The organism is Mesorhizobium sp. CNPSo 4671, from assembly GCF_057784245.1.
Genome location: NZ_JBWLUW010000020.1, coordinates 1 through 25,940 on the forward strand (window position 1 = coordinate 1; position 25,940 = coordinate 25,940).

The 25,940-nt window shown below is 64.8% G+C and carries 25 protein-coding genes and 1 tRNA gene; 14 read left to right on the forward strand and 12 right to left on the reverse strand.

What is annotated here, in order from left to right:
• The coding region (locus tag AC04SF_RS33280) for a sugar-binding transcriptional regulator (protein ID WP_488481221.1) at positions 1 to 990 on the forward strand (990 nt) is incomplete at its 5' end.
• On the opposite strand, the gene AC04SF_RS33285 is transcribed toward AC04SF_RS33280, so the two are convergent.
• The 3 genes from AC04SF_RS33285 to AC04SF_RS33295 are packed head-to-tail and all read right to left on the reverse strand — an operon-like array spanning position 977 to position 4,158.
• Entirely contained in the window at positions 977 to 1,828 is an 852-nt protein-coding gene (locus AC04SF_RS33285; protein WP_488481222.1) for a TIGR01459 family HAD-type hydrolase, read from the reverse strand. The genes AC04SF_RS33280 and AC04SF_RS33285 overlap by 14 nt on opposite strands.
• On the reverse strand, positions 1,825 to 3,099 hold the full coding sequence (locus tag AC04SF_RS33290) for an FGGY-family carbohydrate kinase (RefSeq protein ID WP_488481223.1): 1,275 nt from the start codon (positions 3,097 to 3,099) through the stop codon (positions 1,825 to 1,827). Before AC04SF_RS33290 ends, AC04SF_RS33285 begins: the two co-directional genes overlap by 4 nt.
• 15 nt (positions 3,100 to 3,114) lie before the next feature.
• Positions 3,115 to 4,158, reverse strand: coding sequence for a class II aldolase/adducin family protein (locus tag AC04SF_RS33295; protein ID WP_488481224.1), 1,044 nt, complete (start codon positions 4,156 to 4,158; stop codon positions 3,115 to 3,117).
• A gap of 183 nt (positions 4,159 to 4,341) precedes the next feature.
• Between AC04SF_RS33295 and AC04SF_RS33300 the strand changes: the two genes are divergently transcribed.
• The 9 genes from AC04SF_RS33300 (at position 4,342) to AC04SF_RS33340 (ending at position 13,749) form a co-directional block, all read left to right on the forward strand.
• Entirely contained in the window at positions 4,342 to 5,124 is a 783-nt protein-coding gene (locus AC04SF_RS33300) for a DeoR/GlpR family DNA-binding transcription regulator (RefSeq protein WP_488481225.1), read from the forward strand.
• Complete coding sequence (locus AC04SF_RS33305; RefSeq protein ID WP_488481226.1) at positions 5,121 to 6,500, forward strand: carbohydrate kinase; 1,380 nt, start codon at positions 5,121 to 5,123, stop codon at positions 6,498 to 6,500. Before AC04SF_RS33300 ends, AC04SF_RS33305 begins: the two co-directional genes overlap by 4 nt.
• Complete coding sequence (locus AC04SF_RS33310) at positions 6,497 to 8,041, forward strand: sugar ABC transporter ATP-binding protein (RefSeq protein WP_488481227.1); 1,545 nt, start codon at positions 6,497 to 6,499, stop codon at positions 8,039 to 8,041. The genes AC04SF_RS33305 and AC04SF_RS33310 overlap by 4 nt, the downstream gene beginning before the upstream one ends.
• Positions 8,038 to 9,027: an ABC transporter permease subunit gene (locus tag AC04SF_RS33315; protein WP_488481228.1), complete on the forward strand. Its 990-nt coding sequence runs from the start codon at positions 8,038 to 8,040 to the stop codon at positions 9,025 to 9,027. The genes AC04SF_RS33310 and AC04SF_RS33315 overlap by 4 nt, the downstream gene beginning before the upstream one ends.
• Before the next feature lie 80 nt (positions 9,028 to 9,107).
• Positions 9,108 to 10,046: an ABC transporter substrate-binding protein gene (locus tag AC04SF_RS33320; protein ID WP_096450820.1), complete on the forward strand. Its 939-nt coding sequence runs from the start codon at positions 9,108 to 9,110 to the stop codon at positions 10,044 to 10,046.
• A 171-nt stretch (positions 10,047 to 10,217) separates the two neighbouring features.
• A complete protein-coding gene (locus AC04SF_RS33325) occupies positions 10,218 to 11,111 on the forward strand; it encodes a sugar phosphate isomerase/epimerase family protein (protein WP_488481229.1) in 894 nt (297 codons plus the stop codon).
• A 136-nt stretch (positions 11,112 to 11,247) separates the two neighbouring features.
• Complete coding sequence (locus AC04SF_RS33330) at positions 11,248 to 11,601, forward strand: cupin domain-containing protein (RefSeq protein ID WP_488481230.1); 354 nt, start codon at positions 11,248 to 11,250, stop codon at positions 11,599 to 11,601.
• A 201-nt stretch (positions 11,602 to 11,802) separates the two neighbouring features.
• Positions 11,803 to 13,308 (forward strand): multicopper oxidase family protein, encoded by a 1,506-nt coding sequence (locus AC04SF_RS33335; protein WP_488481231.1) that lies wholly within the window; start codon positions 11,803 to 11,805, stop codon positions 13,306 to 13,308.
• A 6-nt stretch (positions 13,309 to 13,314) separates the two neighbouring features.
• A complete protein-coding gene (locus AC04SF_RS33340) occupies positions 13,315 to 13,749 on the forward strand; it encodes a YqaA family protein (protein ID WP_488481232.1) in 435 nt (144 codons plus the stop codon).
• Here AC04SF_RS33340 and AC04SF_RS33345 read toward each other — a convergent pair whose 3' ends face one another.
• The 4 genes from AC04SF_RS33345 to AC04SF_RS33360 all read right to left on the reverse strand — a co-directional run bounded on the left by AC04SF_RS33345 (position 13,750) and on the right by AC04SF_RS33360 (position 17,510).
• Positions 13,750 to 14,373 (reverse strand): cytochrome b, encoded by a 624-nt coding sequence (locus AC04SF_RS33345; protein ID WP_488481233.1) that lies wholly within the window; start codon positions 14,371 to 14,373, stop codon positions 13,750 to 13,752.
• A gap of 2 nt (positions 14,374 to 14,375) precedes the next feature.
• Complete coding sequence (locus AC04SF_RS33350) at positions 14,376 to 15,932, reverse strand: VOC family protein (protein ID WP_488481234.1); 1,557 nt, start codon at positions 15,930 to 15,932, stop codon at positions 14,376 to 14,378.
• A gap of 253 nt (positions 15,933 to 16,185) precedes the next feature.
• A tRNA-Arg gene (locus tag AC04SF_RS33355) sits at positions 16,186 to 16,262 on the reverse strand.
• Between the two features lie 84 nt (positions 16,263 to 16,346).
• The gene (locus tag AC04SF_RS33360; RefSeq protein ID WP_488481235.1) at positions 16,347 to 17,510 is read right to left on the reverse strand and encodes a M20 aminoacylase family protein; all 1,164 of its coding nucleotides are present in this window, start codon (positions 17,508 to 17,510) and stop codon (positions 16,347 to 16,349) included.
• 232 nt (positions 17,511 to 17,742) lie between these two features.
• Here AC04SF_RS33360 and AC04SF_RS33365 point away from each other — a divergent pair, with 232 nt between their 5' ends.
• Positions 17,743 to 18,909, forward strand: a complete 1,167-nt coding sequence (locus AC04SF_RS33365; protein WP_488481236.1) for a D-alanyl-D-alanine carboxypeptidase family protein — start codon at positions 17,743 to 17,745, stop codon at positions 18,907 to 18,909.
• 4 nt (positions 18,910 to 18,913) lie between these two features.
• Positions 18,914 to 20,044 (forward strand): CobW family GTP-binding protein, encoded by a 1,131-nt coding sequence (locus tag AC04SF_RS33370; RefSeq protein WP_488481237.1) that lies wholly within the window; start codon positions 18,914 to 18,916, stop codon positions 20,042 to 20,044.
• A gap of 5 nt (positions 20,045 to 20,049) precedes the next feature.
• On the opposite strand, the gene AC04SF_RS33375 is transcribed toward AC04SF_RS33370, so the two are convergent.
• The 5 genes from AC04SF_RS33375 to AC04SF_RS33395 all read right to left on the reverse strand — a co-directional run bounded on the left by AC04SF_RS33375 (position 20,050) and on the right by AC04SF_RS33395 (position 23,984).
• Complete coding sequence (locus AC04SF_RS33375) at positions 20,050 to 20,292, reverse strand: sulfurtransferase TusA family protein (protein ID WP_488481238.1); 243 nt, start codon at positions 20,290 to 20,292, stop codon at positions 20,050 to 20,052.
• A 7-nt stretch (positions 20,293 to 20,299) separates the two neighbouring features.
• Positions 20,300 to 21,598 (reverse strand): L,D-transpeptidase family protein, encoded by a 1,299-nt coding sequence (locus tag AC04SF_RS33380; protein WP_488481239.1) that lies wholly within the window; start codon positions 21,596 to 21,598, stop codon positions 20,300 to 20,302.
• A gap of 239 nt (positions 21,599 to 21,837) precedes the next feature.
• Positions 21,838 to 22,788: an acetyl-CoA carboxylase carboxyltransferase subunit alpha gene (locus tag AC04SF_RS33385; RefSeq protein ID WP_488481240.1), complete on the reverse strand. Its 951-nt coding sequence runs from the start codon at positions 22,786 to 22,788 to the stop codon at positions 21,838 to 21,840.
• Between the two features lie 98 nt (positions 22,789 to 22,886).
• Positions 22,887 to 23,804, reverse strand: a complete 918-nt coding sequence (locus AC04SF_RS33390; RefSeq protein ID WP_488481241.1) for a site-specific tyrosine recombinase XerD — start codon at positions 23,802 to 23,804, stop codon at positions 22,887 to 22,889.
• 27 nt (positions 23,805 to 23,831) lie between these two features.
• On the reverse strand, positions 23,832 to 23,984 hold the full coding sequence (locus AC04SF_RS33395) for a hypothetical protein (protein ID WP_015315495.1): 153 nt from the start codon (positions 23,982 to 23,984) through the stop codon (positions 23,832 to 23,834).
• Between the two features lie 211 nt (positions 23,985 to 24,195).
• Between AC04SF_RS33395 and AC04SF_RS33400 the strand changes: the two genes are divergently transcribed.
• Both AC04SF_RS33400 and aroB read left to right on the forward strand, forming a co-directional pair.
• Complete coding sequence (locus tag AC04SF_RS33400; protein ID WP_488481242.1) at positions 24,196 to 24,807, forward strand: shikimate kinase; 612 nt, start codon at positions 24,196 to 24,198, stop codon at positions 24,805 to 24,807.
• Positions 24,804 to 25,940, forward strand: coding sequence for a 3-dehydroquinate synthase (aroB, locus tag AC04SF_RS33405; protein ID WP_488481243.1), 1,137 nt, complete (start codon positions 24,804 to 24,806; stop codon positions 25,938 to 25,940). Before AC04SF_RS33400 ends, aroB begins: the two co-directional genes overlap by 4 nt.

Here is a 25,940-nt window from a genome sequence, read left to right on the forward strand (position 1 = left end):
GAAGAGGGGCGGGCGGGAGCCGAAACGACTGAACAGGTCGCTAGTGAAAGCCGGACGGACCGCCTCAGGATCCGGGCCGCCTGGATGTATTTCGTCGAGCAGATGACGCAGAACGAGATCGCCGACGTGCTGGGCGTCGGCCGCGTCACCATCGTGCGCATGCTGGCCGAGGCGCGTTCGCGCAACGAGGTGAAGATCACCATCGAGAGCGAATTGTCGGAGATCGTGCGGCTGGAGCGCGCGCTGGAGCGGACGTTCGGCCTGCAGCAGGCGCTGGTCGCCCCACTCACCGCACCCAATGCCGATCCGATCCCCGCGATCAGCGCCAAGACGGGCAGTTTCCTGTCCGACACGATGAAGTCCGGCATGCGCGTCGGCGTTGGCTGGGGCCGGACGCTGTTCTCCAGCCTGCCCTTCATCAGCGCCAAATCGCTTACCGACTTCAAGGTCATTTCGCTGCTGGGCGGTGTCGGCGTCGTGAGGCGCTATAACCCGGCTGAGTTCGCCTGGCGCTTCGCCCAGATCTTCCAGGGCGACGGCTACCTGATCCCGACGCCGGCCGTCGTCGACAGCGTGGAGACCAAGGTCGCGCTGGTCGAGCGCTGCGGCCTGCAGGAGGTTTTTGAAATGGCCAACGTGCTCGATGCCGTTCTGCTGAGCGTCGGCGGCATCGCCTCGGCCACCACCTTCTCGCGCGGTGGCTTTCTCAGGGAAGCGGACCGCGAGGCCCTGCTCGAGCGTGGCGCCGTCGGCGACCTTCTGTTCCATTTCTTCGACCGCAACGGCGATCTCGTCGATCATCCCGTCAACAGCCACGTAATGTCGGTGGAAGTCGACCGCCTGCGCGCGGCGCCGATCCGCATCCTCACCTCCGGCGGCGAGGAGAAGACCGAGGCGCTGCTCGGCGCCATGCACCTGATCGCGCCGACGATCCTGATCACCGACGAGGAAAGCGCCAAGCGCATGCTCGAGGCGGTCAGCGCAAGCTGAAGGACCCCGTAATGTAATCGGGCCAGGCCTGCTGCTCGTCGAAAACGGCGGCAAGATCCGGTGTGTCCGCCAATATTCCGCTGAGCACCAGCGCCGTGGCGACGCCGACGCCATTACCGCCCGCTATGTCATGTTCGACGCTGTCGCCGATGCAGACCACGCTGCCGCGCCCAGGCTCGCCGGCCAACGCCAGCGCCGCGGAGAAAATCGCCGGATAGGGCTTGCCGATGCGGGTGACGCTGCCGCCCAGGTTTTCGTAGAGATCGGCGATCTCTCCGGCGCCGAAGCGGGGTCCGACTGCCGTCAGCATGATCCTGTCGGGATTGGTGCAGAAGCACGGCACCTTTCGCGCTGCCGGTGGGGCAAGCAGTTGGCGATAATGGTCGAGGTCATGGCGATCGCCCTCGCTGGCCGAGATCAGCACCAATTCGGCGTCCTCACCGGCCTCGGTCAGCACGAAGGGCAGGCCTTCGATCGCCGTGCGGTCGTTGTCGCGGCTGATCAGCAGGCATTTTGTCCCCGGACGCAGCATTCCCGATGCCGCCATGTCATTGAAGGACCGCCACGCCACCTCGCCGGAGGAGACAAAATGGTCCCAGCTTCCGGCGGCGAAGCCGAGCTTCAGCAGGCGGTCCTCATTGGGTCTGGCGCGCTTGCCGGAATTGGAGATCAGCACCACCGTCTTGCCGGCGCGCTTCAGCGCCGACAATGCCTCCACCGCGCCGGGATAAGGAGCCTGGCCGTCATGCAGCACGCCGAACTGGTCGAGCAGGAAGGTCTGGTAGCGCTCCACCAGCGGTCCGATGCCCTCGAGGCGCTCGATGGTTTTCGCGCTCATAGCGGTCCTGCCTTGCTTGCACCCTTCAGCGCCAGTCGCGCCGTGCCGGCGGCCGCCTCATCGGAAAGTGTGGGCAGGAATGCGACACCGAGCTTGCGCTGCCGGATTGCCGTCCAGGCCTTATTTGCAGCGCCGCCGCCGACGCTCCTGACCGAAGTCAGCGCTGGCGCGCCGAGTTCGGCCAGCCTGCGGTAGCCGAGCGCCTCGATCGCGGCCATGCCTTCGAGCATCGCCTTGAAATAGTCGGCGTCGTCTGCGGGCCGCGGCGAAAGGCGCGGCGGCAGGGCCGGATCGGCGATGGGAAAGCGCTCGCCGGCCATGCCGAGCGGATAGTAGTCGAGCCCGGTCTCTGTCGTGGGGTCGATTGCCGCGCTGAGTTCGATGATCCGCGCCAGCGAAAAGTGCTGCGCCAGCACCTTGCCGCCGGAATTCGACGCGCCGCCGGCCAGCCAGGTGTCGCCGAGGCGATGGCTGTAGATGCCGAAGCGCGGCGCCGAGATCGGCCGGTCGGAAAGGATCTTGATGGTGAGCGAGGATCCCAGCGCCGTGACGCCGTCGCCGGCCGTGGTAGCGCCGGTCGCCAGGAAGGAGGCGCAGCCATCCGTGGTGCCGGCGACCAGGGCCACATCGCGCGGCAGACCGAACAGCTGCGCGGCGGCCGCGGTGAGCGTGCCGATCACGTCGCCTGGCTCGATGACATCAGGTAACAGATCCATGCGCATGCCGGTCGCCGCAATCCAGTCCGGCCAGCGGCGCGCCTCGACGTCATAGCCTGTCTTCAGCGCGTTGTTCTCGTCGCTGACGTCGAAGCGGCCTGAGAGATTTCCGGCAATCCAGTCGGCCTGGTGCAGCACGGCCGTGATGCCGGGCAGATGCTGGAACCGCAACGCCTTTGCGAGGCCTGAGGTCGCGCCGTGGGCGGCGCTCGCTTCAGGCGCCTGGCGGCCGATGTCGGCCAGGATGCCGGCGTCGTCGACCTTGTCGTTGTACATCAGCGGTTCGGCCAGCGGTCGCCCGGCGGCGTCGACCGGCAGCAGCGTGCCGGACGTGCCGTCGATGGCGATGGCACGGACAGCAGTGCGGTCGATGCCCGCAAGCAGTTCCGTCAGAGCCGCCTCGACCGCTTGCCACCATGCCGAGGGGTCACGGGGATTTTGGCCGAATTTGTCGAGCCGAACGGCGGACTGGGCGGTAATGGAAAAATCCGGGCGCATGGCGACGGCGCGCGCGCCCGACGTGCCGATGTCGATGCCGATGACAAGAGGCATCATGTCTTCAGTCCTTTGCTAGCCGCCTGTGGCATTCAGCTTCTGGCGATACTGTTCGGCGTCCCAATTGACCAGTTCGTCATTCTCGGCGGCGGTGAGGTAGTTCAGCCGCGCCGCGACATCGACGCGTGCCGTCACATCGGCGAGGCAACGTAGCATGGCATCGGCCCCGGCGCTGGCGTCGCCGCGCATCAGCACGCCGGTGCCGGGAAACAGGATTGCCGCTGGTGTGGCACCGAGACGCGTGGTGACACCGGCCGAATCCTCGCCCGGTCTTGCCACCACCGAGCCCTGACCGAGGAAGATGACATGGTCCGGATAGAGGCTGCCGGCCTCCGCCATGCGGCGGCTTTCCGGATCGAGCGCGACCGCATGGGCTTCGGCATCCGCGGGCAAGCGGTAGACGCTGTTGTGGGTAAGCGCCGTCAGGGCCGCGATATCGGGCGCTGCAGTCTCGCGCGCCGGCCGTGCCAACAGCGAGCGGACGCGGTGGAGCAGTCGCTCCGCCTCGGCAACGGTCTTGGCGGCGACGACCAGCCCATGATTGCCAAGGATGAGCACGTCGACACCGGGCCGCATTTTCTCGGCAATGCCGCGGGCAAGCGGCAGGCCCGGCCGGAAATAGGGCACGTAGGCCCATTGGATGCCGCCGAGCCGTCTGGCGACCTCGGCCTCGCCATCGGCCTGCACGGCAAGCGCAATCGTATCGACGCAGTGCACATGGAGAACCACGCGCTGTGGCATCAAGGCGTGCACCGTGGTCTCGATCGACGGGCGCAGGCCGCGCGGGTTGAATTCGTCGATGGTGAAGGCCTGCGGCGTGTCGGCGGCCGGATCGCGTTCTTCGACCGCCTCGAGCAGCGGCGCCATCGCCACCGGCACCATGATGTCGTCGCTCAGCGCATCCTTCAGCCATGTGCCGGAGGCCTTGATCCACAGCGTGTCGCCGGCCTTGAGCGAGGTGTTGCCGCCCGCCGCCTGGGTCATATGCGGATTGAGCCCAATGCTGGCCGAAAGCGCCCGTAAGGCCGCCAGTTCCTGCGCGTCAGCTTGGGTTGCCATGGCGCCTTTCCTTCAAACGCTTGCACGAAATCCCGTCGCCCGGGCCGCTGTTGGCGCTGATATCGCAGATATGAGCGATCTGCGTCAACAGTGATCTACTATCGTCAAAACTGCCTTGCAATCTGACTAATGTTGAGTAAGTTGCGCCAATTGCCATGGAAAAATGGCATTGGGAGGAAAAAGTTGAGCGACCTCGGCCGCCAGCGTCAGATCGTCGAACTGCTGCGGGATCGCCCGTTCGCCTCGGTGCGCGAGCTGCAGGAGCGGCTTGGCGTTTCGGCGGCGACGGTCAGGCGCGACATCGACCGGATCGATGAGGCCGGTGAGGCGCGCAAGGTCTATGGCGGGATTTCAGCGCTCGACGGCGCATCGCATGCGGGCGTCGCCTATGCCCGGCCCTATGACGAGAACCGTGACCTCGCCGTCGAGGCCAAGCGGCAGATCGCGGCCCTCGCGGCGACCATGGTGCGCGACGGCGACGCGGTCATCGTCCATGGCGGCTCGACCTGCTTCCATCTCGGCGTCAGGCTCGCCGACCGAAACATCCGCCTCTACACCAACTCGATGCCGCTCGCGGCCTATCTCAGCGACCATGGCCATTGCAGCCTGACGGTTGCCGGCGGCGACCTGCATCGCGAACCCGGCATCATCCATTCGTCGGCCCAGGCGACGCCCTTCTACGCCTCGAAATTCTTTCTCGGCGCGCAAGGCCTCAACCAGGAAGGCGTGCTGGAATCGCATCCGCTTTTGGTGCGCTCCATCGTCGACCTCAGCCTCTGCGCCGACCAGATCGTGGTGCTGGCCGACAGCCGCAAACTGTCGATCCACGCGCGCAATGTCGCGCTGCCTTTGTCGCGCATCGGCACGCTGGTGACGGATGATGGCCTGTCCGATGCCGATGCGCGGATGCTGGAGGATGCCGGCGTCATGGTGCGGATTGCGTCCACCTTGGGAGCCGTCCCGTGAAAGTGGCGGTTCTCGATTTCGGCAAGACCAATTCGAAGCTGTTCGTCTTCGGCCAGGATGGACGCATCCTCGACGAGCGCCGCACACAGCCGAAATGGACGCGCCAGGACGGCTTCAGCGTGCTCGACGAGGCCGCTCTCCATGACTGGGCGCTCGGTGCCGTCACGGACGTGGTCGAAAGCCATGGCGTGGACGGGGTGATGGTGTCGGGCCATGGCTGCACCTTCGCCCTGGTCGATGACGCCGCGCTGACGCATCCGATCCTCGATTACGAGCAGGAGCCGCCGGCCGAAATCGCGGCCCAAATTGATCGCCGTATTCCGGATTTCGCCGAGACCTTCTCGCCCCGCCTGCCGCTCGGCTTCAACTATGGCCGTCACATGCTGTGGCTGCAGGAAGTCGATCCCGACGCGTTCGCGGCGGCGAAATCGATCCTGGGCTATCCCCAATACTGGAGCTGGCGCCTCGGTGGCCGAGCCGTTTCGGAAGTGTCCTATCTCGGCTGCCATTCGCATTTGTGGGCGCCGCGCAAACGGGACTTCTCCTCGCTGGTCGATGCCGAGGGGTGGCGCGGCCAGATGCCGGCCTTCGCGCGCGCCGGCACCGTGATCGGCGAGCGGCACCTTGGCGGCGCGGCGCGGCCGATCGCCATCCACAATGGCGTCCACGATTCGAATGCGGCGCTCCATGCCTATCGGCGCCAGGAGCTTGGCCGGCTGACCGTGGTGTCGACCGGAACCTGGGTCGTCGTGCTCAATCCCGACCGTCCGCTGGACGTGCTCGACCGTGACCGCGACATGCTGGTCAATGTCGATGTTGACGGCGGCCCGGTGCCGACCATCCGCTTCATGGGCGGGCGCGAATTCGCCGCCATCAGCGGCGGCTGGCAAGGCGCGATCCCGCACAGCTCGATCCAGCAGGCGATCGACGCCGGCATCATGGCGCTGCCGAGCTTCGCGCCGGGCGGGCCGATGCCGGACCGTGACGGCCGCCTGGTCGGGCGCACGCCCGATGCCGCAGAACGCGCCGCGGCGGCGCTGCTTTACGTGGCGCTGATGGTCGATCTCTGCCTAGACCTCATCCATTCGCAAGACACCGTCATCGTCGATGGCGGGCTGAACACTGGCGGCCTGCTCGCCGGGCTGTTGGCCGAGCTGCGTCCCGGCCAGGCCTTCCTGCAAGGCGCCACGTTGGAGGGCAGCGCCACGGGCGCGGCGGCGCTTGCCTTCGAGAGCGTCGGCCGCGACTTCGCCGCCGAGACGCCGGAGCCGGTGCATGCGACGCGCTTCACCGGCCTTGCCGGCTATCGCGACGCCTGGCGCGATCGCGTTGGCGGGCAGGGCGCGGCCATCAAGGCGGCGGGTGGAGGACGATGACAGCGGCCGCAAAGATCCAGGCAACCCGCCAGCCGGTCTTGGAGATGCGTCACATCTCCAAGACCTTCGGGGCGATCCGCGCCTTGCAGGATGTTTCGCTCACCGTCCATGCCGGCGAGCTGCACGCGCTGATGGGCGAGAACGGCGCCGGCAAGTCGACGCTGATGAAGGTGCTGTCGGGCGCCTATCGGCCGGATGCCGGCGGCGAGATTCTGATCGATGGCATGGCCGCCGCGACCGGCGATCCGATCAAGGCGCGTGCCGCAGGCATAGCAGTTATCTATCAGGAGCTGTCGCTGGCGCCCAATCTGACGGTGGCGCAGAACATCTTCCTCGGTAACGAGCCGCGGCGCTTCGGCATCGTCGACCGCGAGCAGTGCAGCCGGCGCGCGAACGAAATCATCGCGCGGCTCGGTGTCTCCTTCTCGGCGCGTGCGCTGGTCTCCAGCCTGTCGCTCGGTGAACGCCAGCTGGTCGAGATCGCGCGGGCGCTGTCGACCAATGCGCGCATCATCGTCATGGACGAGCCGACGACGTCGCTGACCTCGCGCGAGACCGACAGCCTGTTCGAAGTGATCGCGACGCTGAAGGCGCAAGACATCGCCATCATCTACATCAGCCATCGCATGGAAGAGGTCTACCAGCTCGCCGACCGCGTCAGCGTGCTGCGCGACAGCGGCTATGTCGGCACGCTGGAGCGCGCCGACCTCAACGCCTCGCGGCTGGTGTCGATGATGGTCGGCCGCGATCTCTCCGCCTTCTACAAGAAGGATCATCGTCCGCCGGACGCGAAGCGCGCCATCGCACTCTCGGTGCGCGGCATGTCCGACGGACGCCTGCTGAAGAACTGCTCGTTCGACCTGCACAAGGGGGAGGTGCTGGCTCTGGCGGGTCTCGTCGGCTCCGGCCGTACCGAGCTTGCACGGCTGATCTTCGGCGCCGACAGGCGCAGCGCCGGCACGCTGGAACTCGATGGCAAGCCGATCTCCATCGGCTCGCCGCGCGAGGCGCTCGATGCCGGCATTGCCTATCTGACCGAGGACCGCAAGGAGCTCGGCCTGTTCCTCGACATGTCGATCTCCGACAACATCAGCATGGGCGTGCTAGCCAGGGACGCGCGGACCGGCGGATTGCGCGACTTCAGCGCCGCCGAAAGGCGCGCGGCAAAGGCGATCGCGGACCTGTCGATCCGCACCCGCTCGGCGCAGGCCAATGCCGGCTCGCTGTCGGGCGGCAACCAGCAGAAGGTGCTGCTCGCCCGGCTGCTGGAGACCGAGCCGAAGGTCGTCATCCTCGACGAGCCGACGCGCGGCGTCGACGTCGGCGCCAAGTCGGAAATCTACCGGCTGATCGACAATCTCGCCAACAGCGGCATCGCCATCCTGATGATCTCCAGCGAATTGCCCGAGGTGATCGGCGTCGCCGACCGCGTGCTGGTGATGCGCGATGGCGCCATAGCCGGCGAGGTGACGGCATCCGGGGGCGAGCCGCTTCGTCAGGAAGCGATCATGGAACTTGCGACGGGAGCGGCCCAGGAATGACCGACAAAACGATGACCAGCGTGGATCAGACGGTCAGGAGCCGGCGGCTGCGCACCGCCTTCGCCGCGCTTGGCATGCTGCCGGTGCTGGTGCTGCTGGCGGCCGGCTTCCAGTTCATCAATCCGCGCTTCCTCACCGAGACCAACCTGCTCATTGTCACGCAGCAATCGTCGATCAATATTGTGCTCGCCGCCGGCATGACCTTCGTCATCCTGACTGGCGGGATCGACCTGTCGGTTGGCTCCATCCTCGCCGCATCGGCAATGGTGGCGGTGCTGGTGTCACTGGTGCCGGATTGGGGACTGCTCGGCGTGCCGGCGGCCATCCTGGCCGGGCTTGGCTTCGGTCTCATCAACGGGCTGCTCGTCGCCTATATCAGGCTGCCGCCCTTCATCGTCACGCTGGGGTCGCTGACGGCGGTGCGCGGCATTGCCCGCCTGCTCGGGCAGGACACCACCGTGTTCAACTCGGACCTGCCGTTCGACTTCATCGGCAATGGTTCGCTGTTAGGCATTCCCTGGCTGGTCGTCATCGCTTTGTCGGTGGTCGTTTTGTCCTGGCTGGTGCTCAAGCGCACCGTGCTCGGCACCTGGATCTATGCCGTCGGCGGCAATGCCGAAGCGGCGCGGCTGACCGGCATCAAGGTGCCGCTGGTGCTGCTCTTCGTCTATGGCGTGTCCGGCCTGCTCGCCGGCCTCGGCGGCGCCATGTCGGCGGCCAGGCTTTACGCCGCCAACGGCCTGCAGCTCGGCCAGTCCTACGAGCTCGACGCCATCGCCGCCGTCATCCTCGGCGGCACCAGCTTCGTCGGCGGCGTCGGCTCGATCTGGGGCACGCTGATCGGCGGCCTGATCATCGCGGTGCTGTCCAACGGGCTCATCTTGGCCGGCGTTTCGGACATCTGGCAGTACATCATCAAGGGATTGGTCATCATCGTGGCGGTCGCCCTCGACCGCTACCGGCTCCAGGCAGGGGCGAGAACGTGAGTGACCTGGTCGCCGGCATCAAAGACCGGCTTGTGTAACGCACCGTGAGAGGCTCGGTGCATCAGGAGGAAGTAAGCGTAATGAAGACCATCGCCAAACTGCTCTGCGGCGCCGCGTTCGCGGCCGTCGCCATCGCGCCGGCATCGGCCAAGGACCTCAACAAGGTCGGCATCTCGGTCGGCCTGCTCGGCAATCCCTTCTTCGTCGCCACCATCAAGGGCATCGAGGACGCGGCCAAGAAGATCAACCCGAAGGTCGAGGTGACGTCGGTGTCGGCCGACTACGACCTCAACAAGCAGGTCTCGCAGGTCGATTCCTTCATCGCCGCCGGCGTCGACGTCATCATGCTCAACGCGGTCGATGCCAAGGCGATCGCGCCGGCGGTGAAGAAGGCACAGGCCGCCGGCATCATTGTTGCCGCCTTCGACGTCTCGGCGCCGGGCGCCGACGTCACCGTGATGACCAACAACGTCAAGGCCGGCGAGGAGGCCTGCCAGTATCTGGTCGATCATACCGGCGGCAAGGGCGACTACGTCATCCTCAACGGTCCGGCATCGTCGTCGATCCTGGAGCGGGTCAAGGGCTGCAAGAACGTGCTTTCGCAGCATGCCGACATCAAGATCCTGTCTGACGACCAGAACGCCGAAGGCTCGCGCGACGGCGGCCTGAAAGTGTTCCAGTCGCTGCTCACCCGTTTCGACAAGATCGACGCGGTGTTCGCCATCAACGATCCGACGGCGATCGGCGCCCAGCTTGCCGCCAAGCAGCTCAACCGCTCCGAGTTCATCTTCACTGCGGTCGACGGCGCGCCGGATATCGAGAAGGAGCTTTCTTCCGGCACGTCTATGATTAAGGCCTCGGCTTCGCAGGATCCCTATGTGATGGCCGGCCAGTCGCTGACGATGGCGGCGGAACTGCTCGCCGGCAAGAAGCCGGCGGAGCCGACCGTGCTGCTCGATCCCAAGCTGATCACCGCCGAGAACCTGAAAGACTACAAGGGCTGGACCGCGGCCCGCTGATCACGCCTAGAGCGGTTCGCCGTTTCACGGAAACAGCGAACCGCTCTAACTCTTTGTTTTGACGCAATTCCGAACGGAAAACCGCTACACACTTTTCCTGGAATTGCTCTAAAGGCGCGGCTGGGTTGATCCGGCCGCGCCCTTCTTCATCATCGCAAACCGGAGACGATCATGGCGCGCATCGGAATCCATTCTTTCGTCTGGTCGGCAAGCTCGGCGCAAAGCGCACTTGAACGCACGCTGGCCAACACCAGGGAGGCCGGCTTCGACCTGATCGAATTCTCCTATCTCGACCCTGCCGATGTCGACATTGGCGGGCTTGCCAAACGCATCGCCGATCTCGGCCTCGGCGTGGCGATCAGCATCGGATTGCCCGGAGATGGCGACATATCGAGCGCCGACAAGGGGGTCGCCGCGCGCGGCGTCGAGATCCTCAACCAGACCATCGCGCTGACGCGCGATCTCGGCGGCAGCAAGGTCGCCGGTATTCTGTCGGCAAGCCACGGCCTGCAGGTCGAAGCGCCGACGCGCGATCAATGGAACCGCAGCACTGCTGCGCTGGCCAAGGTCGCCGAGACGGCGAAGGCGGCCGGTGTCACGCTCAACCTCGAGATCGTCAACCGTTTCGAAAGCAATTTGCTCAACACCGCCGCGCAAGGTCTCGCCTTCATCGAGGATACGGGCTCGGACAACATCTTCCTGCACCTCGACACGTTCCACATGAACATCGAGGAAGCCGATGTCGGGCTGGCCATACGCCACGCCGCGGGCAAGATCGGCTATGTCCATATCGGCGAGAGCCATCGCGGCTTCCTCGGCACCGGCAATATCGACTTCGCGGCGATCTTCGATGCACTGACCGCCATCGGCTATGCCGACGATCTCAGCTTCGAATCCTTCTCGTCGGAGATCGTCGACGAGAACCTGTCGAAGAAGACCGCCATCTGGCGCAATCTGTGGACCGACAATATGGCGCTCGCCAAGCACGCCCGCACCTTCATCGGCCTCGGACTGGAGACGGCGCGGCGCAAGGCGGAACTGGTCTCGGCCAGGCACAAGCCATAAGGCGGCCGCGGGCGGCAGGATTTCCCAAGACGCCGAGGCGCGTATACGCCCGCACGTTGTCATCGAGCATGCATTGCTCCCGTGCCATGCATCAGCTATCCGACCTCTGCGACACATGAAGCAGAAGGAACCCGGCATGACGAACAAGACGATCCTCAAATTCGGCGCGATCGAACACGCGGAAGCCGGCGATCTGCCTGGCTGGATCGTGGTCGAAGGCCACCCGACCATGCAGACCGCAGTCCAGCACACGACCGAGGACGGCAAGGTGATGTCGGGAACGTGGCGGGCGTCGCCCGGCACCTATCACGCGACCTACACCGACTATGAGTTCGTGCACATGATCGCCGGCCGCATCATCATCACGCCCGACGGCGGCACACCTGTCGAAGTCGGCCCTGGCGATGCCTTCGTGGTGGAAGCCGATTTCAAGGGAACCTGGAAGGTCATTGAGCCGGTCACCAAGCATTTTGTGGTCAGGGTCGGCTGAGGCGGCTTGTTCGCGTAGCCGCCAATGGTCGGCACCATGGCGGACATTTGGTGCCGACCGCATAGCGCCAGTATGGGAGAGCCTCCAACAGCCACGGTATCGGGCCAACCAGGTGGCCCAAACGCCGCATTGACCTGGCCGGGCATCGGCGGTCTCTTAGGATCGCCTCTGGTGTTCAACGACTGATCGAGGAGACGACCGATGCATCGGCGAGGTTTTCTGGCGGCAGGTCTTGCGACGGTTCTTGTGAGTGAGCGTGCTGTTGCCCAGATGAAGATGGACGACATGCCCGGCATGGATATGGGCGGCCACGCAGGCCACATGGGCGCGGCGCCACAAGGCGCGCCCGTGCTGCCGGAAGGAGAAGCCCTTCGCGATCTGCCGCGCCTCGCCAACGAAGCCAGCACGCCCGGCCTGTTCAAGGCGACGCTGACGGCTCAGTCCGCCACAGTGCGCTTTGCGGAAGAGCTGGACACCCCGATCCTAGCCTATAACGGCACCAGCCCCGGGCCGCTCATCGAGGCGGCCGAGGGCGACCGCGTCGAGATCACCTTCGCCAACCGGATCGCGGACGAGGCAAGCACCATCCATTGGCACGGCATGCCGGTGCCCGCCGACCAGGACGGCAATCCGATGGATCCTGTCGCGACGGGCACTGATCGCACCTACAGCTTCGACCTGCCGGAAGGCAGTGCCGGCTCCTATTGGTATCACCCGCATCCGCACGGCAAGACGGCAGAGCAGGTCTATCGCGGCCTTGCCGGCGCGTTCGTGGTCAGGTCGAAGACCGATCCGATCCCGGCCGCCTATGGCGACACCGTGCTGGTGTTCACCGACCTTCGCCTTGCCGCCGACGGCACCTTGCCCGACAACACGATGACGGACCTGATGAATGGGCGCGTCGGCGACCATGTGCTGGTCAACGGGCAGAAGAATCCTACACTGACGGTCCCCTTTGGCACCAAGCGGCGCTTTCGGCTGTATAATGCGACCAACGCGCGGTTTTTGCGGCTCTCCTTCGCCGGCGCGCTCATGACCATCATTGGAACCGACGGCGGTCTGCTGGAAGCGCCGGTTGCAGCCGACGACATCCTGCTCAGTCCGGCGGAACGGCTTGAACTGATCGTCTCTTTCGACCAGGTCGGCGCGGCCGCGCTTACCACGCTTGACTACGATCGGGGTTGGATGGGTCCCGGGCGGCCTGCCGATGCTGGGCTGACGCTGTTCACGGTCAATGTCTCGCAGACCGAGGCGGACCCTGTTCCGCCACTACCGGACAGGCTGCGGCCGATCGCGCAGCTCGGACCTCCTGCCGTCAGCCGGCGTTTCGTCTTCACCGAAACCATGGCCATGAACGCCAATGGCATGGAGATGGGGTTCCTGATCAACGGCGCCGCTTTCGACATGAAGCGCATCGACGTCGTCGCCAAGGCTGGGCAGGTTGAACTCTGGGAGATCGTCAACCAGGCGGACATGGATCATCCGTTTCACGTGCACGGAACGCAATTCCAGGTGATCGAGCACGAACGCGGCGGCAACATATCCAAGCCGGCCTATCGCGCCTGGAAAGACACCGTCAACGTCGCGCGTGGAGAGACGGTCAGGCTGCTGTTGCGGCAGGACCGGCCGGGGCCGAAGATGTATCACTGCCATATCCTCGAGCATGAGCAACTCGGTATGATGGGCATTGTCGACGTGCAGGCATAGCCCGACGTGGCGGCGCTCTACGGCGCACTGTTCCTCAGCGCGTTCCTCGCCGCAACCGTCCTGCCCGTCTCATCGGAGGCGGTGCTCGCCGGCATGATCGTCTCGGGCCGCGGCGATCCCGCGCTGCTTCTTGCCGTCGCCACGATAGGCAACACGCTGGGCTCCGTGGTGAACTGGGTTCTGGGGCGTGGCATCGACACGCTGCGGAACAAAAGCTGGTTCCCTGTCACTGCGGATCGCTACGAGCAGGCATGCCGAACGTTCCGGCGCTTTGGCGGATGGACGCTGTTGTTTGCCTGGCTGCCGGTCGTCGGGGATGCGTTCACGCTTGCGGCGGGGGCTGCACGCGTGAACCTCGGCGTGTTCGTCGCTCTTGTCGCAACAGGCAAGGCTGCACGCTATGCGGTGATCATTGCGGCAGGGTTGTGGGCGACGGCGTGATCAGCCGTTACCCGTTTTCCTGGAATCGCTCTGGTCCTGAGAGGCCGTGCTCGACCCGCCAAAAACCATGCTTTGCATGACACCATCGCGCAACAGCACGAAATGCGCCAGGGCAGCCAGGACGTGAACACCGGCAAGTCCAAGCAGTATCCAGACCAGCTTCTGATGAATGGACGCGAAGCCCCTTGCCGACAGTGCGCCGACCGATGGCGCCAGCGGCACGGGCAAGTTTCCGAACAGCCGTGCGGGAGGCATGAAAGGCATTGGCCGGTAGCCCAGCCATCCCGTTATCAGGACGGCGAGGATCGTGGCGTAGAGAAATATGTGGAAGAAAGCCGTCGCAAACCGCATGAACCGCGAGGTTGGCCTGACCGGAACCTGGGTGAAGCTGCGCCAGCAAAGCCTGAGGACGATGATGGCCAGGATCGTCACGCCAATCGACATGTGAAGCGGCAGCCAGTTCATCATCGCCATGCCCGGCCCCCGCATCGGCCCGAAGGCAATGGCGATTTGCGCCGCGAGCGCGATCACGGTCAACCAATGCAGCAGACGAATGCCGAAATGCCAATGCAGGCGAGGTTTCCCGCTCGCCTCCGCTGCCCGACGGTTCTCAAGGGTGCGCATGGTCAGGCGAACCAGTTTTCTATCGACGGTCCCAGGGCGTGCAGATCGGCATCGCTCAACTCGTGGCCCGCAGGCACTGTTAGCGCGGACACTGTCGCGTGACGCTCGCTCAGGACCGCCGCAAGACCGGGGAGAAGCGATGCATAGGGATCATCGCGTCCCTCGATCATCACTATCCGGCAGCCCGACAGATCCGCGTCCGGCCGGGCCTCGAGGACCAGGGAGGGGCGAAGCAGGATGGCGCGCTCGGCCAGGGGCGGATGCAGCAGCATCGCCGCTGCCAGGAAGTTGGCGCCGTTGGAATATCCGAGGAACGCCAGCTTGCCCGGGTCCAGCCGATAACCATTGATCGCGCCTTCCACGAAGGCGGCAAAGGCTTCTGCCTCGGCCCTTATGTCGGCTTGATCGAACGCGGTAGCCGAAAACCGGCGGAACCAGCGCAGGGTCCCCTCCTCGACGCTGCGCCCGCGCACCCCCAGCAAGGTGGCGCGCGGCGCCAGGCTTGCCGCGAACGGCATCAGGTCGGCCTCGTTACCGCCGGTCCCATGCAACAGAACGAGCGTCGTGCCGTCCGGGTCGGCTGGGACATGGAACCGGTGCACGAAGGGCAGGTCGAGATACCGGATGCGGTCCTCGCCAGGCAGCGAAAACTGCGGCAGCCGCGTGCGGATGGCTTCGGCCCGCTCGGCATCGGAAGGCGGAACGAAGAGCACCGAACCGAGGGTCTCGGCAGGTTCATCGACCGTCATTCCGGGTCCATCCGTTGCGAGTTCGAACAAGGTCTCTCCCGGCTCACGGACATAGAGCGACACGAAATATTTACGGTCGTGAACATTGGTGACGCTGGAGTTGCGGCTCGCAAGTCGGCGCTCCACCGTCTCCAGGGCAGCGACGCCCGGCGTGCGGAAGGCGATATGGTCGACGACGCCGGTCCCTGGTACGCCAGGCCAGAAGCCAACGGCGTCACGGATATCGACAACGTCCCCGCTGTCCGAGATGAGGCGCTGCACGGTTCCGGCGTGCTTGAGCGGGCGATAGCCGAAGTAATCCTGCAGGAATGCCGACGTCTGCTCGGCAACCGCCGAGAAGATCGTCGCGCCGCGGATGCATTGGATTGCGTTGGCCGGTTCGATTCCCGGGCCGGCGGCCGGTGACGCATATGCGGGCAGGGCGCTGCCGACGATCTTGATCGCTACGCCGTCCGGATCGGTCAGGCGCAGCACGGGCTCGCCGAATTCCTGTGTTGGTCCGCTCGCATTCAGTCCGAATTGCAATGACCGCATGATCCAGAAGCCGATGGCGCCGGGCTGAACGGACAGCGCGACTTCCGCGACCTGACCGAGGCCGATCCGGCCGGGTGATCCGTCCTCCCACACGAGGAAGGTGATCAGAGACCCCGGCGAACCGATGCTGTCGCCATAACACAGATGCAGTTGCTCGGCGTCTTCGAAACCACCGGTCCGCTTGACCAGGCGCAGTCCGAGAAAGCCGACATAGAAATCAACGTTGGCCTGGACTTTGCGTGTAACCAGCGTGATGTGGTGGATGCCAGATGTCATTCGGTCGATGCCTTCCTCAACCTTTCCTTGCCATCATCGGCGCGTGCCGGTGATCCGAGTTGAACAAATTGCCTTGCGGCAACGCCGCCGCCGAATTGCTGGGCGCGGCCGGCTTCGGGTGATAGCTAAAGCGCGCAAAGGCTCCGTGCCCAGTCTAGTCGACCCACTGGCCGAGCCAGAGCTGCGGCTAACCCTCGGACAAATCACCCGAATTTCGAGCCAGCTGCTGCGACTCATATTTGCAGTGACTGATTGGTGATCCCGACAGGAATCGAACCTGTGACCTACAGATTAGGAATCTGCCGCTCTATCCTACTGAGCTACGGGACCACGCGGCCCGACACATAGCCGCTTCGGACCGTTTCGCCAAGAGGCCGGCCGCATGCAATCGGCCAGCCTTTTGTGCGGTGCTCGTCACGCGGCGAGCGCGGTTTCCGCCAGTTTCACCCAGTAGCTCATGCCATGCGGGATGGCCTCGTCGTTGAAATCATAGGCCGGGTTGTGAAGACCGGCGGTTTCGCCATTGCCGATGAAGATGAAGGCGCCGGGACGGGCTTCCAGCATGTAGGAGAAATCCTCGCCGCCCATCACCGGCTGGATACCGCGATGGACATAGGCGTCTCCGGCGACGGTCGCCGCTATGTCGCTGGCGAATACCGTCTCCTCGGCATGATTGAAGGTCACGGGGTAGTTTGCCTGGTAGTCGACCTCGATCTTGGCACCGAAAGCGGTCGCCAGCCCCTCGCAGATGGTGCGGATGCGCTCCTCGGATTTCTTGGCGATCTCCTTGCGTAAGGTGCGCACGGTGCCGGCGATCTCGGCAGATTCGGGAATGATGTTGTAGGCGTCGCCGGCATGGAACTTGGTCACCGACACCACCACGGCCTCGACCGGATCGGTGCTGCGCGATGCGATTGTCTGCAGCGCGCCGACCAGTTGGCTGGTGATGACGATCGGGTCGATCGTGCCGTGCGGCATCGCGGCATGACCGCCCCTGCCTTTCACGGTGATGGTGAATTCGGCCGTCGCCGCCATGATCGGACCCGGGCGGATGGCGAACTGGCCGACAGGCAGGCCCGGCATGTTGTGCATGCCAAAAACCTTCGAGATGTCGAAGCGCTCCATCATGCCGTCCTTGACCATCTCGTTGCCGCCGCCGCCGCCTTCCTCCGCCGGCTGGAAGATGACCGCCACGGAGCCCGCGAAATTGCGCGTCTCGGCGAGATATTTCGCGGCACCCAGCAGCATCGCCGTGTGGCCGTCATGGCCGCAGGCGTGCATCTTGCCGGGAACGGTCGAGGCGTAGGGCTTGCCTGTGACCTCGTTGAGCGGCAGCGCGTCCATGTCGGCGCGCAGGCCGATGGTGGCGCCTTCGCCCCGGCGGCCGCGGATAATGCCGACGACGCCGGTCTTGCCGAGGCCGGTGACCACATCGTCGCAGCCGAACTCTTTCAGCTTTTCGGTGACGAAAGCCGCCGTCTTGAAGACGTCGAAATTCAGCTCCGGCGTCTGGTGCAGATGCCGGCGCCAGCCGGCGACTTCGTCCTGCATTTCAGCGGCGCGGTTCAGGATTGGCATGATGGTTCCATTCGTTGTTGGAGCAGCCGGCTTCAGCCTGGTGTTTTGCAATTGTGCCCGGTCTTTCGATTGTGATTGTCAGGCACTTTGCCATGTTGGCGTCACATAGGGTAAATAGCACCGCAACGATGCAGTCCGTTTTTGAGGGGCGGACTCATTATGCTGGCGGTCACGTAACGAAATCTTACGGAGCCAGGGGCGACTACGGCAAGAGGCGATTTCGGATTAGATCATGCGGCACAGGCATTTCCTCAAACTATTCCCGGCTGGCGCAATCATGCTGTCGGTCCTGGCCGGGCCGGCGCCGGCCAATCCGGTGGTGGTCTTCGACCTGAAGAACGGCCAGATCCTGCAGCACCAGGATGCGTTCAAGCGCTGGTATCCGGCTTCGCTCAGCAAGCTGATGACCGCCTATGTGACCTTCCGGGCGATCGCGGCAGGCGAAGTCCAGCTCGATTCGCCGATAAAGGTGACCAAGCACTCCGCCGGCGAACCGCCGAGCAAGATGGGTTTCAAGCCGGGCTCGGTGATGCGGCTCGACAACGCGCTGAAGATGATGCTGGTCAAATCGGCCAATGACATCGCCATGGCGGTCGGCGAGAATGTCGGCGGCTCGCAAGCAGCCTTCGCCGACAGGATGAATGCCGAGGCCGCCCGGCTCGGCATGAACGGCACCCATTTCGTCAACCCGAACGGGCTTTACTCGCCCGACCAGTACACGACGGCGCGCGACCTTTCGGTCCTGGTGATGGCGATCCGTAGCGAGTTTCCGCAATATGCGCCGTGGTTCTCGATCGAAGGTCTTGCGGTCGGCAAGAAGGCTATCCCGAATTACAATCTCCTGATTGGCCGCTATCCCGGTGCCGATGGCATGAAGACCGGCTTCGTCTGCCCCTCCGGCTTCAACATGATCGGTTCGGCGACGCGCAACGGCCGTACGCTGGTCGCGGTCGTGCTCGGCGAGAAGTCGGCGGTCAGCCGCGCCGAGACCGCGGCAAAACTGCTCGACCAGGGGTTTGACACGCAAGCTGCCGGCTTGGCCACCGTCGCGACGCTGGCGCCCTATGGCGACACGCTCTCGCCCAACGACATGCATGACGAGGTCTGCAAGAAGAAGACGAAGGAGGAGCAGTCCGAGGCGCCGCCTGCCGCCGCCGTCAAGGACGCGCCGAAATCGCCCTATCAGGAAAAGCTCGACCATGTGCCGACGCTGGTTGCCGTCGGCCTCGGCGGCGCCACCGGTCCGGCGCCGAAGGCGATGCTCGACCAGGGCGGCCAGGAATATGCCGACGTGCCGATCCCGAGCTGGCGGCCCGATCGGCCTGCGCCGACCGGCATCGGTCCGGCTGTGGTGGGTTCAGCAGCCCAAGGTGACCAGCCGATCAAGGCCGCGAACTAAACTGATGAGCGGATTCCCGATCCCCGTCTCGGTGCTGACCGGCTTCCTCGGTGCCGGCAAGACGACGCTGCTCAACCGGCTGCTGAAGGACCCGGCGCTGGCCGATACGGCGGTTATCATCAATGAGTATGGCGAGGTGGCGATCGACCATCTCCTGGTCGAGCAGGCTTCCGACGGCATCATCCAGCTTTCGGACGGCTGCCTGTGCTGTACGGTGCGCGGCGAACTGGTCGACACGCTGGCCGACCTGGTCGACCGGCTGCAGACCGGCCGCATCGCCCGGCTTGCCCGTGTCATCGTCGAGACCACCGGCCTTGCCGACCCGGCACCGGTGCTGCAGTCGATCATGGCGCATCCGGCACTTGTCCAGGCGTTTCGGCTCGACGGGGTCATCACGCTGGTCGACGCGGTCAATGGCAAAGCCACGCTCGACGCCCATGTCGAGGCGGTCAAGCAGGTCGCCGTCGCCGACCGCATCGTGCTCAGCAAGGCCGATCTGGTGACCGATGCCGGCGACCTCGAAACGCTGCGGGCGCGCCTGCGGCAGGTCAATCCAGGCGCTGAACTGCTCGAGGCCGGTGATTCAGAAACGGGCGTGGCGGCACTGTTTGACTGCGGCCTCTACAATCCCGCCACCAAATCCGCCGACGTGCGGCGCTGGCTCGGCGAGGAAGCAGCGCATGATCACGATCACCACCACCATGATGGTCATGACCACGGGCATAACCATGACCGCGAGCACAGTCACGATCATGGCCATCGCCACGATCGGCGCGTGCGCTCCTATTCGCTGGTCCATGACGGTCCGGTGCCGTTTTCGGCCATCGAGATGTTCCTCGATCTGCTGCGTTCGACGCATGGCGAGAAGCTGCTGCGCATGAAGGGCGTGATCGAATTACAGGAAGATCGCTCACGGCCGCTGGTCATACACGGCGTGCAGAAGATCCTGCATCCGCCGGCGCGGCTGCCAGTCTGGCCGGACGGCCAGCGTGGCACGCGGCTGGTGCTGATCACACTTGATATGCCCGAGGACTATGTGCGCCGGCTGTTCGCCGCCTTCACCAACCGGCCGTCGATCGACACGCCCGACCGCGCGGCGTTGGAAAACAATCCGCTGGCGATCGCCGGGCGGTAGTCCCCTTAAGACTCTTGTCCGCCGCGTTCGACCAGAAAGCGATGTCCGCCGGAAACGGCTGACGTTTCGACCAGATGATGGCCGCTGTCGGCACAGAATGCCGGGATATCGATGACAGCCAGCGGATCGGTGGTCTCTAGCCAGAGCCGGCTGCCCGGCTCCATTCCGGCCAGGCGCTTTTTCGCCTTGAGCACGGGAAGCGGGCAGTTCAGGCCCTTGAGGTCGTAGATAGCAGTGTCCCCGGCCAAGGTAGGCTCAGCCGCCGAACATGCCGAGCAGCTTGTTCTTCAGCTTCGTCACCGTGCCTTCGCCGGCGTCGGCGGCTTGCGTCTCGGCTACCGGTGCGGCCTCGGTGGGGGCGGCGATGGTAGCGGTCGCGACCGGGGCTTCCTTGGCGGCCTTGGCTGCTTCCTTTTCGGCGAGCGCTTGTGCCTTGGCGGCTTCCTTGGCTTGCTTGGCGGCCTCAATGGCAGCCAGCCTCTGCTCCTCGGCCTTCTGCTTGGCGGCTTTTTCGGCATCGAGTGCTGCCATCTTGCGGCCGGCGGGCGAATCGATGCGGCCCATGCGTGCGGTCTCGGTCACCGTGCCGTCGTTGTTGAGCGAGGGCGGATCGATCGGCACCCGCTCGCCGCGCGCCCGGCGCTTCGACCAGTCGGAGACGATGCTGGCTTCCTTGATGCCGGCGATTGTCGGCTTGGGCGGGGGAACGCTCGCCTTGACCGCGCCGCTGAACGCCGCGTCGTAGGTGCTTTGATAGGCGTTGTAGGCGCTCTTCAGCGAATCCGGCTGGGTGGTCGCCGGGCACGGTCCGGTAGGATCGAATGTCTGGCCGTCGGCGGCGACCTGGTTGAAGACATAGCGCTTCTCGCAGACATCGACCTTAGGCGGCACCTTGGTGATCTCGAAATTGTCGTAACCGACCTTCAGCATCTTCCAGAACTCGTAGTTCGGGTCGTTGCGGTAACGCGCCATGTTGGCGGCGGTCATGCGGAACGGAAAGGCCTCGACCTGGAACTCGGTCTGCCCACCCTGGAAGGCATCGCGGCCGAAGGCATAGATCTGCTCGATCTGCGCGTCGGTCATCGAATAGCAACCCGAGGACGAACAGGCGCCGTGCACCATCAGGTTCTGGCCAGTGCGGCCATTGGCGCGGTCATAGGCGTTGGGAAAGCCGATGTTGAAGGACAGATGATAGTTCGAGCGCGGATTCATCTGCGACGGCCGCACCGTGTAGAAGCCTTCCGGCGCCTGGCGGTCGCCTTCGGTGTACTTCGGCCCGAGCTTGCCCGACCATTTGCAGATGTCATAGCTCGCCACCATGTCGTAGCGGCCGTTGGTCTTGGCCTTCCAGATCTCGAGCTTGCCCTCTTCCTTGAAGATGCGCGCCATCACCGAGGAGGTGCGGATCATGCCCTTGGCCTTCATATCGGCCAGGATCTTGTCCGGCAGCGGCTTGTTGGCTTCCGGGGCAAAGTCCTTCATCGACGAATCATTGCAGCCGGCGACGGCTATCGAGGTGACGAGGACTCCGGTGCGGGCGAGCTTGGCAAACATGGATACGGCTATGTCTTTCCCTCGGGCCAATGGCTTCGAAACGGCCGAGCCCGTATGCTGAACACCGACGGACCGTAAGCCCGTTAACCTTGAAAATTCCTTACCGCAAGCTTCGACCAACCCCTCACGGCAATTTCATTGACCCGAATCCGGCGGCATTTTTGTGGCGAAATTGCTCATTGCCGCCACATTGCCGCGGGGAAGGGCTTCCGATGCCTCGTACCGCTGTCAGAGGGCCGTCAGAGGCTGCGGCCCATGGCCAGATATTTCTCGCGGCGCTGTTCGCGGAAGTCGGTGTTGGCGCCGGCGAAGTCCTTCATCGTCTTGGCGATGAGGTCGCCGGTCGCGGCAATCACCGTTTCGGGCGCGCGCTGGGCGCCGCCCATCGGCTCGGGGATGATGGCGTCGATGATCTTCAGCTCCAGAAGATCCTGCGCGGTGATCTTCATGTTGGTCGCCGCGTCCTTGGAGCGCGTGGTGTCGCGCCACAGGATCGAGGCCGCCCCTTCCGGCGAAATCACCGAATAGATGGCGTGTTCGAGCATGTAGACGCGGTTGGCGGTGGCGATGGCGATGGCGCCGCCCGAACCGCCTTCGCCGATGACCACCGAGATCGACGGCACTTTCAGCGCAAGGCAGGCCGAGGTCGAGCGGGCAATGGCTTCGGCCTGGCCGCGCTCCTCGGCCCCGACGCCGGGATAGGCGCCCGCCGTGTCGACCAGCGTCAACAGTGGAATCTTGAAGCGGTCGGCCAGTTCCATCAGCCGCACCGCCTTGCGATAGCCCTCGGGGCGTACCGACCCGAAATTGTGCTTCAGGCGGCTGGTCGTGTCCGAGCCCTTCTCCTGGCCGATGATCGCGACAGGCTCGCCGCGGAAGCGGGCGAAACCACCGACGATCGCCTGGTCCTCGCCGAAATTGCGGTCGCCGGCGAGCGGCGTGAAGTCGCTGAACAGGCCCTTGATGTAGTCGACGCAGTGCGGCCTGTCGGAGTGGCGCGCCACCTGCACCTTCTGCCAGGGCGTCAGCGCCCTGTAGAGATCGCGCAGCGCGTCGCGCGAACGCTTCTCGAGCCTAGTGATCTCGTCGGCAACGTCGACCGCCTCGCCATTCTCGGCAAGCTTCTTCAGCTCGAGGATCTTGAGCTCAAGATCCTGCACCGGCTTTTCGAAATCGAGGTAATTGTACATGCTTGAGCGGACCGATACGTCGGAAGGCAAGGACTGCGGAACCGTTGAAACCAGGGCTCCGGGCGGTGAAATGTCGTCCTCACATAGCGATATGAGGCCTAGTCGGCAAGCGGATGATGATCGTTGACCAGCCGCACCAGCCGCTCCTCCAGCACATGGGTGTAAATCTGTGTCGTCGATATGTCGGCATGGCCAAGCAGCTGCTGCACGGCCCTGAGATCGGCGCCGTTCTGCAGCAGATGGCTGGCGAAAGCATGGCGCAGCACGTGCGGCGATATTTTCGCCGAGGCGATGCCGGCCCGTGCCGCCAGCCCTTTCAGGTCGCGGGCAAAGACCTGGCGCGAGAGATAGCCGCTGTCGGATGCCGCCGGGAACAGGAACGGACTGTCGGCGAAGGTGGGCACCCCGGCCCGAGCGGCGAGCCAGGTACGCATTGCCGTGCGTGCCTTGGCTGACAGCGGCACCATGCGTTCCTTGTCGCCCTTGCCGCGCACCATGAAGAAGCGGTCGTCACGCTGCGCTACCGTCACCGGCAGGCCGACCAGCTCGGAAACGCGCAAGCCCGTGGCATAGAGCACCTCGACCAACGCATGCAGGCGCAGGGCTGCCAGCCGGTCGCTGTGGCCTAGCCCGGCATCGCCGGCTTCCTGCGCGGCGCGGTCGATCAGCCGGCCGGTGTCTGCCTCGCTCATCGTCTTGGGCAGCGGACGGCCCTTTTTCGGGCTGTCCAGCGTGCCGGTCGGGTCGTCGGTGCGCAGGCCCTCGGCATAGAGGAATTTGAAGAACTGGCGGATCGCCGACAGCTTGCGTGCCTGCGAGGTCGGCGCGAAGCCGCGCGCGGCGATATCGTCCAGATAGGCGCGGATATCGCCGGCGGCCGCACCGGCAAGCCCGCCCTCGATCTCGGTCGACGCGTCTTTGAGGTCGCGGCGGTAGGAGGACAGCGTGTTTTCGGCAGCACCGCGCTCGGCGCTCATCATTTCCAGGAAGGCCTCGATGCGGGCGGCGCTGTTCATTTCCTGCGGGTCAGTTTTCTTCGGGATTCAGTTTTTCTTGGGATTCAGCTTTTCCGGCGGAATGCGGACGCTCATCTCCGCTTTTTTCGGCTCGACGAACATCACCAGCGCGAACATCGTACCATAGGCAATGCCGGCCAGAATCGCGAGAGTCACGACAAAGCGAAACAGTGTCGGCATCAATTTTCGCTCGTCTTCTTGTTCTGCGTTTCCAAACCCTGTGCCCTTATGGGACGCCAATCCGGCCAATTCAAGGAAGAAGCGGAGGCCTGTTAGCAACTTCTGATGCAGGCGTCCGCCAGCCGATATAGGGTTCTGGCCGCTAGGCACGCTTGACGCAAACCGGCTTTTCATGTCGATACGCCGGCAAAGAGGGCCCAAGAAACAGCTGATGAACGCGCACCAGGCAAATCCTCCAGGCGAGACCTACGCCGCGCTGCTTGACCGGCTGGGCAGCCGGTCCATCGTCTTTGTCGGCCTGATGGGTGCCGGCAAGACGGCGATCGGCCGCAAAGTGGCGACGATGCTTTCGCTGCCTTTCATCGACAGCGACCAGGAGATCGAAAGCGTCTCGCGCATGACCGTTCCGGAGCTGTTCGAACGCTATGGCGAGACCGAGTTCAGGGCCCTGGAGCAGCGCGTGATCCTGCGTGTGTTGGAGAACGGCCCGCAGGTGCTTTCGACCGGCGGCGGCGCCTTCATGAACGTGCAGACGCGCGAGGCTATCGTCGGCCATGGCGTGTCGGTGTGGCTGAAGGCCGAACTCGATCTTCTGATGGAGCGGGTTTCCAAGAAGCAAAACCGGCCGCTTTTGAGGAGCGCCGACCCCCGCGCCGTGCTGGAGCGGCTGATGGGCGAGCGCTATCCGGTCTACGCGACGTCAGATGTCACCGTGCCGACCCGCGACGACCGCAAGGAGGTCATCGCCGCCGAGGTGCTGGACGCACTGTGCCGGCATTTCGGCATCGATGAAATCGCAGCGACGGGCGAGGTCGAATCGTGAGCGCGGACCGGCCCGTCACCGTCGAAGTCGGGCTTGGCGACCGGGCCTACGACATATTGATCGGCTCCGGCCTTTTATCGCGCGCGGGTGAGGAGATTTCGCGTCGGCTGCCGGGCACACGCGCGGCTGTCGTCACCGATGAGAATGTCGCCGCCGCGCATCACGATACGCTGAAGGCCGGGCTTGAGAAGGGTGGCATCCAGCCCACCGTCATCACGATGCCGCCCGGCGAGAAGACCAAGAGCTTCGCCCATCTCGAAGCGGTGGTCGACGGGATTCTGGCCGCCAGGCTGGAGCGCGGCGACGTCGTCATCGCGCTGGGCGGCGGCGTCATAGGCGATCTCACCGGTTTTGCCGCCGGCATCGTGCGGCGCGGCATGAATTTCGTGCAGATCCCGACCTCGCTTCTGGCACAGGTTGATTCCTCGGTCGGCGGCAAAACGGGCATCAACAGCCCGCGCGGCAAGAACCTGGTCGGTGTCTTTCTGCAGCCCAGGCTGGTGCTGGCCGACACGGAAGTGCTCGACACGCTGCCGATCCGCGAATTCCGTGCCGGCTATGCCGAACTCGCCAAATACGGGCTGATCGACCGGCCGGAACTTTTCGCCTGGCTGGAAGCGAACTGGGAAAAGGTGTTCGCCGGCGGGCCGGAGCGGGCGCAGGCGATTGCCGAGGCCTGCCGCGCCAAGGCCGATGTCGTCGCCCGCGACGAGTTCGAGACCGGCGACCGCGCGCTTCTCAATCTCGGCCATACATTCGGCCACGCGCTCGAAGCCGCCACGCAGTATGACGGAACCCGTCTCGTTCACGGCGAGGGGGTCGCGATCGGCATGGCGCTGGCGCATCGGTTCTCCTCGCGGCTCAATCTGGCGAGCCCCGACGACGCGGCGCGCGTCGAGACGCATCTGCGCGCCGTCGGCCTGCCCTGGCGCATGGCCGACATTCCGGGCGAATTGCCCGATGCCGAGGCGCTGCTTGCCTTCATCACCCAGGACAAGAAGGTGTCACGCGGCGCGCTGACCTTCATCCTGACGCGCGGCATCGGCCAGGCTTTTATTGCCAAGGACGTTCCGGCTTCGGAAGTGCTGTCGTTCCTGAGGGAAATCCATCCAGCCAGCCGGAAAGCCGGCTGA